General features: G+C 65.9%; 10 protein-coding genes. All 10 read left to right on the plus strand.

All coding sequences use genetic code 11. From position 1 onward, the window contains the following. On the plus strand, positions 1 to 565 hold a 565-nt coding region (locus ACOJTD_RS07655; RefSeq protein ID WP_420132322.1), incomplete at its 5' end, for an urease accessory protein UreF. 27 nt (positions 566 to 592) lie between these two features. Continuing rightward, positions 593 to 1,207 carry an urease accessory protein UreG gene (ureG, locus tag ACOJTD_RS07660; protein WP_420132323.1) on the plus strand — a complete coding sequence of 205 codons (615 nt, stop codon included), beginning with the start codon at positions 593 to 595 and terminating at the stop codon, positions 1,205 to 1,207. Next, positions 1,207 to 2,058, plus strand: coding sequence for an urease accessory protein UreD (locus ACOJTD_RS07665; protein WP_420132331.1), 852 nt, complete (start codon positions 1,207 to 1,209; stop codon positions 2,056 to 2,058). The genes ureG (ACOJTD_RS07660) and ACOJTD_RS07665 overlap by 1 nt, the downstream gene beginning before the upstream one ends. Positions 2,059 to 2,269: 211 nt before the next feature. Then, positions 2,270 to 3,319 (plus strand): substrate-binding domain-containing protein, encoded by a 1,050-nt coding sequence (locus tag ACOJTD_RS07670; RefSeq protein WP_420132324.1) that lies wholly within the window; start codon positions 2,270 to 2,272, stop codon positions 3,317 to 3,319. A gap of 162 nt (positions 3,320 to 3,481) precedes the next feature. Continuing rightward, a complete protein-coding gene (gene ureE, locus ACOJTD_RS07675; RefSeq protein WP_420132325.1) occupies positions 3,482 to 3,931 on the plus strand; it encodes an urease accessory protein UreE in 450 nt (149 codons plus the stop codon). Next, entirely contained in the window at positions 3,921 to 4,601 is a 681-nt protein-coding gene (locus ACOJTD_RS07680; protein WP_420132326.1) for an urease accessory protein UreF, read from the plus strand. Before ureE ends, ACOJTD_RS07680 begins: the two co-directional genes overlap by 11 nt. 15 nt (positions 4,602 to 4,616) lie before the next feature. After that, complete coding sequence (ureB, locus tag ACOJTD_RS07685; RefSeq protein ID WP_420132327.1) at positions 4,617 to 5,315, plus strand: urease subunit beta; 699 nt, start codon at positions 4,617 to 4,619, stop codon at positions 5,313 to 5,315. Between the two features lie 3 nt (positions 5,316 to 5,318). Continuing rightward, the gene (ureC, locus tag ACOJTD_RS07690; RefSeq protein WP_420132328.1) at positions 5,319 to 7,025 is read left to right on the plus strand and encodes an urease subunit alpha; all 1,707 of its coding nucleotides are present in this window, start codon (positions 5,319 to 5,321) and stop codon (positions 7,023 to 7,025) included. Then, positions 7,022 to 7,672 (plus strand): urease accessory protein UreG, encoded by a 651-nt coding sequence (ureG, locus tag ACOJTD_RS07695; protein ID WP_420132329.1) that lies wholly within the window; start codon positions 7,022 to 7,024, stop codon positions 7,670 to 7,672. The genes ureC and ureG (ACOJTD_RS07695) overlap by 4 nt, the downstream gene beginning before the upstream one ends. Beyond that, positions 7,672 to 8,387, plus strand: a 716-nt coding sequence (locus ACOJTD_RS07700; RefSeq protein WP_420132330.1) for an urease accessory protein UreD, incomplete at its 3' end; no start/stop codon positions are given. The genes ureG (ACOJTD_RS07695) and ACOJTD_RS07700, both read left to right, overlap by 1 nt.

Consider the following 8,387-nt stretch of genomic DNA (forward strand, 5'->3'; position numbering starts at 1 on the left):
GGCGGAAGCGCGTTGCCGGGCGTGGCTGCGTTATGGAATCGCGACCTGCGACGCCGTCGCCGTGGCACAAGCCTATCGTGCGGCGCTGGACGGCGACGCCGAGCGGCTGGCTTCGCTCGACCGTCGTCTCGGCGCGCTCAAGTTGGCGCGGGAGACTCGGGCCGCATCGGTCATGACCGGGAAAGCGCTGCTGGCGGCCTGCCGTGACATCTTCGAGCTCGAGGGCATGCGGCGCTACAAGGCGATGATGGATGTCGGCGAGTGCGACGGACATCATGCGGTCGTGTATGGCATCGCCGGCGCCGGACTGGCGCTCGGCGAGGTCGACACGGTTGCGGGCTATCTCTGGAGCGGCTTTTCGAGTCTGGTCGCAGTTGCCCAGCGGCTCGTCCCGCTCGGACAGGTCGATGCGCAGCGGATGGTGAGTAGCGCCGGCCCGCTGCTGGATGAATGCGGCACAATCGCCAGGACGAGGCCAGCCGAACGGATGTGCTCGACCTATGCCACGCTGGATGCGGCTGCCATGCGCCATGAGCGGCTCGCCACGCGGCTGTGCATCTCGTGACATGATCAGGGAAGAGAAGGGGTGACGATGAGAAAGCCCATCCGAATTGGCATCGGCGGCCCGGTCGGCTCCGGAAAGACAGCGTTGCTCGTTCAGCTCTGCCGCGCCATGGGACAACGGCACTCGATTGCGGTCATCACCAACGACATCTTCACCCGCGAGGATGCGGACTTCGTGGTGCGGAGTGGGGCGATCGATCCGGACCGCGTCGTCGGCGTCGAGACCGGCGGTTGTCCGCATACCGCAATTCGCGAGGACGTCTCGATGAACATGGTTGCCGTCGACGATCTGGTGAGGCGCTTTCAGGATCTCGACATCCTGTTCATCGAGAGCGGCGGCGATAATCTCGCGGCGACGTTCAGCCCTGAACTCGTCGACAGCCACATCTATGTGATCGACGTCGGCGAGGGCGAGAAGATCCCGCGGAAGGGAGGGCCGGGGATCACCCGGTCGCCGCTGTTGATCATCAACAAGATCGACATCGCGGAGTATGTCGGTTCCGATCTCGGCGTCATGGATCGCGACGCCGCCCGGATGCGGCCCGGCAAGCCCTACATTTTCACCGACATGAAGCGCGGTGTCGGCCTTGCGGATATCGTGACGTGGATCGAGCGGGACGTCATGTTCGAGGATGCGGCGTGATGCAGGTCGTTCTTCCTCAGCCGGACTGGATCGTCGGCAAGCATGCCTTGATGAACATCCACGCGGTACGCCGCAATGGGCGCACCGAGATCGACCCCCGGTCCTGGCGTATCCCTTATCAATGGCAGGGTTGTCACTATCAGGACGCGGACGATCAGCCGTTCCTGCTGCTGATCAATAGTGGCGGCGGTTTCGTCGAAGGCGACGTCGCCGAACTCCACGGCACGTTGGAGCCCGCGACCCGTGCGCTGATCACCACGACAGCCGCAAGCAAATTCTACAAATGCCTCGAGGGAGCGACCTCGCGCGAACTGGTCAACCTGTCGGTCGGCCCCGAGGCGCTGCTGGAGTATTGGCCGGACGAGAGCATTCCGTTCGCGCGCTCGCGGGTCGAACGACGGACCCGCATTGCGCTCGATCCGTCGTCGCGGCTGTTCGCAACGGACGTGGTCACGGCCGGCCGCGTTCATTTCGGTGAGGCCTTTGCGTTCGACCAGTTGGACTCCGAATTCGAAATCAGCATCGGCGGGCAGCCGGTGGTCACGGATCGGCTGATCTGCGAGACCCAAGAAGAAGTGCAGGCGCTACAATATTTGTGGGACGGAGCCTCGATCTCGGCCCTCATCGTCATGTATGCGCCTGATCTGCCCGTTGGGATCGAGGCCGACATCGAAGCGGCGTTGGATGGGCCCGGTATCACGACATTCGGCGCGACCCGGAACGGCAACTGCGTGCTTGGCCGCGTGCTCGCCACAGAAGCCTGGGCCTGTCAGGAGGCGATCTTCCGGTCTTGGCTGGTGGCGAGACCGACGATTGCGCACAAGCCGGCCCGCCCGATCAGGAAATGCTGAGTCGCTCTTGGACTCTCGTCGCTTGGGGGCTCGTCGGCGGGCGCTCGTCTCTCTGCACAAAAATTGGTCGCGTCTGGCGGCGGGAATGACGCCGGATCGGGCAGTCGGGCCCTGGTCGGCCTGCTTCGGCGTGACGAACGGGCTTGAGCGCCTAAATCCCGACTTGGCATGATTCGTGAGTGTGCATCCCGACCTCACGGAGATGCTGCGCTTGGGAAGTGTCCGAATTTGCCTGCTGATCCCGCAGACCGGCGCGGCCGGGTTGTGGGCACCCTCGGCTGAAGCCTGTGGTCGTTTGGCGGTCGACGAGATCAATCGTGGCTCTGGCCTGCTCAGGCGGCACATCGATCTTCGCATCGTCAACGCTGGCGAAACGGGGGAAAGCGCCGGCCGCGCTGCGCGTGACGCAATCGAGATCGACGGCGTCGACGGCATTGTCGGCATGGTGCCGAGCTTCGCGCGGGATCGCGTCGCCGAAGCGGCCCGGAATCGCGTCCCCTTCATTTACACCCCGCAGTTCGAAGGCTTGTCGCCGTCGCAGAAGGTGATGGCGACAGGCGAGACCGCCGATGAGTTGCTCGGGCCGGCGATTCACTGGTTGTCGGAAGTGAAGCACGCCCGGCGGTTTTTCCTGTGCGGCAGCGACTATGTGTGGCCGCGCGGTTGCCTGCAGATCGCCCGCGCGTTGATCGCCCGCTACGGCGGAACCGTGACCGGCGAGAGTTATCTGCCGATCGGTGAGCATGATTTCGACGAGATCCTCGACCGTATCAAGACGACGCAGGCGGACGCGGTGCTGCCTTATTTCCTCGGCTTCGACTGCATCGCCTTCAACCGCGCGTTCTGCGCGGCCGGCCTGAGTTCGCGCGTGCTGCGGTTTTCGTCCGCCGTCGACGAGACCGTGGCCTATGGACTGGAGCCCAACGAGACGGAGAATCTTTACGCGGCGTCGAGCTATTTCTCTTCGATCCGCTCGCGCAACAACGGGGCGTTCCTGGAGCGCTACCACACCGCTTTCGGCGACAGTCCACCGCCGGCGAATGCGTTTGGTGAATCCTGTTACGAGGGCATCTACTCGCTCGCGGCCCTGATCGAAGAGGCCGCCAGCCTAGATGCCCGCAAGCTCGCCCGGCATTACGGCCGGACGTTGCAGCAGCGCACCGCGCGAGGCGACCATGCGCAGTCGGTGGTCGGCGGCCGCCACCCAGTGTATCTCGCGCAGGTCGAGGGCTACGACTTCTCGATCATCGACTGGCGTTAGACGCTTGCCTTTTCAAATATTGCCGTCTTAAATATTAGCTGTCGCATATCGGGCAGGACGCGCCGCCGTGCCGTGATGCGATGCGTGCCTCGGAAGTTTCGCGCGAGCGAACGTTTCGAGGAATGTCGGCCCACTTCACCATCCGCTCGGGAGATTTTCTTGATGCTGCGGCTGCATGGCATCATCGGACGGTCCGACGATGCAGCCTGCGCGGCTCGCCTGCATCATGTCGAACATCATGGCGGCATCGAGCTGTTGTTCGTGCCGGCCTCGGACGCCGGCCGCAAACGCTTCCGCCTGATGACAGATCGCGGCACCGACTGCGCCGTCAGTCTCGATCGCGACGAGGAACTGGTCGACGGCGCCGTGCTGTTTCTGGAACACGACCGCGCCATCGTCGCCCGGTTCGGTGAGCAGGCGCGGCTGCGGCTAAAGCCGGTGGATCAGGCGGCCGCACTGAAGCTCGGTTGGAACGCCGGCAATTTGCACTGGCGCGTCCGCTTCGAGGGCGATGAACTGATCGTGCTGCTCGACGGGCCGGCCGAGACCTATCGGGCGCGGATCAGGCCGCTGCTGGACTCCGGCGAAGTGATCGAGAGCGATGCTGTTTGATCGGGCGCAGACGCTGGCTTTACTGCAACTCGGCGACAGCGCCTATCCGGCTGGCGGCTTCGCGTTCTCCTGGGGCCTCGAAGGCCTGATGGCCGATGGCCTGCTCGGCGGCCGTGACGAACTGGACGAGGTGATTGCCGATCAGCTCGCGCGGCGTTGGGCCACGATGGATCGCATCTTGCTACGCAGCGCGTTCGAGGCGGAAGGCTGCGAAGCCATCGCGGCCGTCGATCGGGCTGCCGAAGCCGGGACGGCGGCGGCGGAAATGCGCGAAGGTTCGCGTCGCGCCGGCCGCGCGCTGCTCGGCGTCTGGGGCAAGCTGGGCGGCGCGCTGTCGGTGTCCTATCGCCAGGTCGTGGCGTCCGACGCGCGGCTCGGCCATCTGCCGATCGTGCAGGCCGTCGTGGCGCGCGACGCCGGCTTCAGTTTCGACGCCGCCGAACTGATGTCCGGCTGGACGCTGATCACCGGGCTGGTCAGCGCCGCGGTCCGGCTCGGCCTGATCGGCCACATCGACGCGCAGCGCAGCCAGTCGGCCGCGCGCATGCTGCTCAGCGAGTTGCTCGCTGAGACGCCGCCCGCCGATGCGGAGCCGGCGAGCTTCACGCCGTTCATCGATATCGCCATCGCGCGCGGGCCGCTTCGGCACATCCGCATGTTCACGACCTGACGAGGTGACTTCCGCATGATGAATCTGTCGCCGACCGAGATGGACCGTCTGGTGATCTTCAACGCCGCGCAAATGGCGCGGCGCAACCGTTCGCTCGGTATCAAGCTCAGCCATCCGGAGGCGGTGGCCTATCTCACCGACGAGGTGATGACTGCGGCGCGCCGCGACCTGCCTTATGCGGAGATCCGCGACATGGCCGGCCGGCTGCTCACCACCGACGATGTCGAGCCCGGCGTCGCGCAGATGATCCCGATGCTCTACATCGAGTGTATGTTCGCCGAGGGCACCAAGGTGATGGCGCTGTTCGAGCCGATCGGGCCGGGCGAAGCGGAGATCGCCGACGCCCTGGTGCCCGGAGAGATAATCGCAGACGGCGGCGACATCGAGAGCTTCGCCGATCTGCCGGCGATCACGATCGACGTCGTCAACACCGGCGATCGCGATGTTCAGGTGCGCAGCCACACTCACTTCTTCGAGGTCAATCGCGCGCTGCGGTTCGATCGTGCGGCGGCGTGGGGCATGAAGGTGGACCGGCCGGCCGGTGCCGGTGTTCGCTTCGAGCCGGGTGTGGTGAAATCGGTGCGGCTGGTGCCGATCGCGGGACACCGCGTGGTGCGCGGGCAGGCCGGACTGGTCAACGGACCGCTGGACGATGCGTCCGCCAAGGATGCGGCGCTCGAACGCGCCCGCGCCCGCGGCTATCTGGGAGCCTGAGCCATGGCCGTCCTCACCCGCCGCGCCTATGGCGAACTTTACGGCCCCACCAAGGGCGATCTGGTGCGGCTCGCCGACACCAGCCTGCTCGCCGAGATCGATCACGACTACACCACCTACGGGCACGAACTACTCGTCGGCGCCGGCAAAAATCTGCGCGACGGCGAAGGCGTCAACGGCGACCTCACGTCGTCGCACAAAATCCTCGACGTGGTGATCAAGAACGTCACGATCGTCGACGCCGTCGCCGGCATCATCAAGGCGGACATCGGCATTCGCGACGGCCGCATCGTCGGCATCGGCAAGGCCGGCAACCCCGACGTGATGCCGGACGTGCATCCCGACATGATCGTCGGCCACACCACCGCGCCGATCGCCGGCGGCCCGTTCATCGTCACCGCGGGCGCGATCGAGTCCCACGCGCATCTGATTTCGCCGGAGCAATCCGACCACGCGCTGGCGGGCGGCACGACCACGCTGGTCGGCAACGGCTCCGGGCCGGTGTTCGACGTCGGCAGCGGCGCGGCGGCGACCTTCGGCAATTTCCTACGGGCGATCGAGTTCTCGCCGCTCAACTACGCGCTGTTCGGCCGCGGCGGCTCCAATCCGGAAGCGGTCGAGGAGGCCGTGGCATCCGGCGGCATGTCGGTGAAGATCCACGAGGACTTCGGCGCCGCGCCGGCGGTGATCGACCAGAGTCTGGTGGCGGCGGACCGCAACGATTTCGCCGTGCATCTGCACACCGACTCGATCAACGAATACGGCTTCTGCGAAGACACCATGGCGGCCGTCGATGGCCGCACCATCCACATGTATCACGTCGAAGGCGCCGGCGGCGGGCACGCGCCCGATCTGCTCAAGGTGGTGTCGTGGGACAACGTGATCCCGTCCTCCACCAACCCGACCAATCCCTACACCTCCTATGGCATGGAGGAGGGCGTGCCGATGACGATGATCTGTCATCAGCTCAACTACAACGCGCCCGAGGACGTGATGTTCGGCGAGGCGCGGGTCCGCGCGCAGTCGATGGCGGCTGAAGACTTCCTGCACGACATGGGCGCGATCTCGATCTTCGGCACCGACACCCAGGGCATGGGGCGGCTCGCCGAGAACGTCGCCAAATGCTGGCAGCTCGCCAGCGTGATGAAGGATCGCATCGGCCGTCTGCCGGAGGAGACCACCGCACGCGCCGACAACGAGCGCATCAAGCGCTACATCGCCAAGCTGACGATCAATCCGGCGATCGCGGTCGGCATCGACCACGAGGTCGGCTCGATCGAAGTCGGCAAGATGGCCGATCTGGTGCTGTGGCCGCGCGCGTCGTTCGGCCTCAAGCCCTATATGGTGATCAAGAACGGCTTCGTCGTCTGGGCCGCGATGGGCGACGGCAACGGCAGCCTCGGCCTGTCCGAGCCGATGATCCAGAAACGGATGTGGGGTGCGCTCGGCGCGGCGCCGCAGCAACTCGGCGTCAACTTCATGTCGAAGCTGGCGATGGATGCAGACGTTCGCGGCAAGCTCGGGCTCGACCGCAAGTCGGTGCAGATCAAGAACGTGCGCAAGCTGCGCAAGACCGACATGATCCGCAACGCCGCGATGCCGCATGTCGACGTCGACCCGCAGACCTTCGAGGTACGCGCCGACGGCAAGCTGCTGATGTGCGAGCCGGCCACCAGAGTGCCGCTCGCGCGCCGGTTCATGCTGCGATGAGCCGGCTCTCCCTCGGTGGGGCCATGGCCGCTCCGGTCGCAGCCGCCGCACGAGTCGGCATCGGCGGTCCGGTCGGCTCCGGCAAGACAGCGCTGGTGGAGCGGCTGATCCCCGCGCTGCTGGCGCGCGGCATCGACATCGCGGTGATCACCAACGATCTCGTCACTGCCGAAGACGCCGAACGCATCCGCCGCTCGGGGCTGATCGATCCGGCGCGCGTTTCGGCGGTCGAGGCGGGGGCGTGTCCGCACACGGTGATCCGCGAAGATCCTACGCTCAACATCGAAGCGGCCGACGAGCTGGAGCGGCGCTTCCCCGGCGTCGAACTGATCCTGCTGGAAAGCGGCGGCGACAATCTCGCTTCGACCTTTTCGCGCGATCTCACCGATTTCTGGATGTTCGTGATCGACGTCGCCGGCGGCGATGACATTCCACGCAAGCGCGGCCCCGGGGTGATCCGCGCCGATCTGCTGGTGATCAACAAGGTCGATCTCGCGCCGCATGTCGGCGTCGATCTCACGCGGATGCATCAGGAGGCGCTGAAAGTCCGCGATCAGCGCCCGGTGCATCTGACCAACTGCCGCCGCGGCGAGGGGATCGACGGCATCGTCGATCTGCTCGAGCGCGAGGTGCTGTTCAGGTCGTGATGCGAGCAGCGACCAGAAGCAACGCGCTGTTCGATCTGAGCTTCGTCCGCCGCGGCGGCCGCACCGTGATCGATCGGCGGCTGTTCGCCTGGCCCTTCGTGTTGACGCGCGGCTTCTATCTCGATGCGGAGCGGCCGGACCGTCTGAGCCTGATCGTGCAGACCGGCAGCGGCGCGCTGCATGGCGAAGACCGGCTGGTACAGCGGCTCGAACTCGGCGCGGATACCGCCGTGTCGCTGACCAACCAGGGCGCCACCTCGGTGCATCGCGCCGACGCAGCCGCGCGTGCCACCGAAGTCGTGTCGCTTCAGGTCACGCGCGGTGCCAGCCTCGAATATCTGCCGGAGCCGCGCATCCTGTTTCCCGACGCCGCGCTGTCGCAGCAGCTCGACATCGACTGTGCCTGGGATGCGAGCGCGCTGGTGGTCGATGCCTTCACCATGCACGCGCCGGACGGCGCGTCGCACATTTTCCGCGAGCTGGAGTCGGTGGTCCGTGTGTGCAGATCGGGCGGCGATCCCGTGCTGATCGATCGCTCGCGGCTGCTGAGACCGTCCCTTGTTGTCTTCCGCGAAGCCCGCGCCTTCGCGACGGCTTATCTCATGCCGTCGTCCGGGATCGAACTGGGGCATGTGCAGGATCAGGTGACAGCGGCGCTGAGTGAGGTATCTGGCGTATACGGCGCAGCGAGTGTGATGCCGGAAGCTGCAGGGTT

This window comes from Rhodopseudomonas sp., assembly GCF_048594845.1.
In the GTDB taxonomy this organism is placed as follows: Bacteria; Pseudomonadota; Alphaproteobacteria; order Rhizobiales; family Xanthobacteraceae; genus Rhodopseudomonas.

Coding starts and splice junctions, on each gene's coding strand:
- ureG (WP_420132323.1), top strand. CDS start 593: ATGAGAAAGCCCATCCGAATTGGCATCGGCGGCCCGGTCGGCTCCGGA.
- ACOJTD_RS07665 (WP_420132331.1), top strand. CDS start 1,207: ATGCAGGTCGTTCTTCCTCAGCCGGACTGGATCGTCGGCAAGCATGCC.
- ureE (WP_420132325.1), top strand. CDS start 3,482: ATGCTGCGGCTGCATGGCATCATCGGACGGTCCGACGATGCAGCCTGC.
- ACOJTD_RS07680 (WP_420132326.1), top strand. CDS start 3,921: ATGCTGTTTGATCGGGCGCAGACGCTGGCTTTACTGCAACTCGGCGAC.
- ureB (WP_420132327.1), top strand. CDS start 4,617: ATGATGAATCTGTCGCCGACCGAGATGGACCGTCTGGTGATCTTCAAC.
- ureC (WP_420132328.1), top strand. CDS start 5,319: ATGGCCGTCCTCACCCGCCGCGCCTATGGCGAACTTTACGGCCCCACC.
- ureG (WP_420132329.1), top strand. CDS start 7,022: ATGAGCCGGCTCTCCCTCGGTGGGGCCATGGCCGCTCCGGTCGCAGCC.